The organism is Pseudoxanthomonas kalamensis DSM 18571, assembly GCF_010211745.1.
GTDB classification, from domain to species: domain Bacteria; phylum Pseudomonadota; class Gammaproteobacteria; order Xanthomonadales; family Xanthomonadaceae; genus Pseudoxanthomonas_A; species Pseudoxanthomonas_A kalamensis.
The window spans coordinates 1-814 of the sequence record NZ_PDWQ01000032.1; the positions used below are offsets into that span (position 1 = coordinate 1).

1 protein-coding gene is annotated in these 814 nt (G+C 44.6%); it reads right to left on the bottom strand.

Annotated features, from left to right (window positions below; translation table 11 throughout):
- Positions 1 to 63: 63 nt before the first annotated feature.
- Positions 64 to 814: tyrosine-type recombinase/integrase (locus CSC70_RS13780; RefSeq protein WP_211369505.1), on the bottom strand; the 751-nt coding region annotated here is incomplete at its 5' end.

Genomic DNA, 814 nt, shown 5'->3' on the forward strand with positions numbered 1-814 from the left:
TAAAAAAGCATTGCTTATCAATTTGTTGCAACGAACAGGTCACTATCAGTCAAAATAAAATCATTATTTGATTTCAATTTTGTCCCACTCCCTGCCTCTGTCATCACGATACTGTGATGCCATGGTGTCCGACTTATGCCCGAGAAGATGTTGAGCAAACTTATCGCTTATCTGCTTCTCATAGAGTCTTGCAGACAAACTGCGCAACTCGTGAAAGGTAGGCGGATCCCCTTCGAAGGAAAGACCTGATGCTTTTCGTGCGCGCATAAAATACCTTGATACTGTGCCGGATGAAAGCGGTTCGCGACGAGTAGATGCAATTATGGTTTCTCCGCCAAGAATCTCTTTGCATTTATCAAGTGTTTCCTTCATTGATATTCCGAGAGCATCAATATGCAATGCTGTTGGGATGGCAATTTTTACGCCTGTTTTGCTTTGCTCGACATAAAGATATCCATCTACGATATCAGACCACTTCATTTCGCATAAATCACCAACTCGTTGCCCGGTAACAACAGCCAGTTCCATTGCAAGTCTGAGCCAACATGGTGATGATTCTGCTGCTTGATAAATTTTCAGGTATTCGTCAGCCGTAAGTCTTGATCTCCTTACCTCTGATTTTGCTGCGCGAGTGGCAGCGACATGGTTTGTTGTTATATGGCCTTCAGCTATTGCCTCTCGGAATGCATCGCTCAGTGTTGATCTGATTAACTTGGCTGACGCCGCCTTGCCCTCGTCTATGTATCCATTGAGCATTGCCGCAATTTCTTTTGTGGTGATGTCTTCAAGTGGAGCATCAGGCAGACCCCTCCTT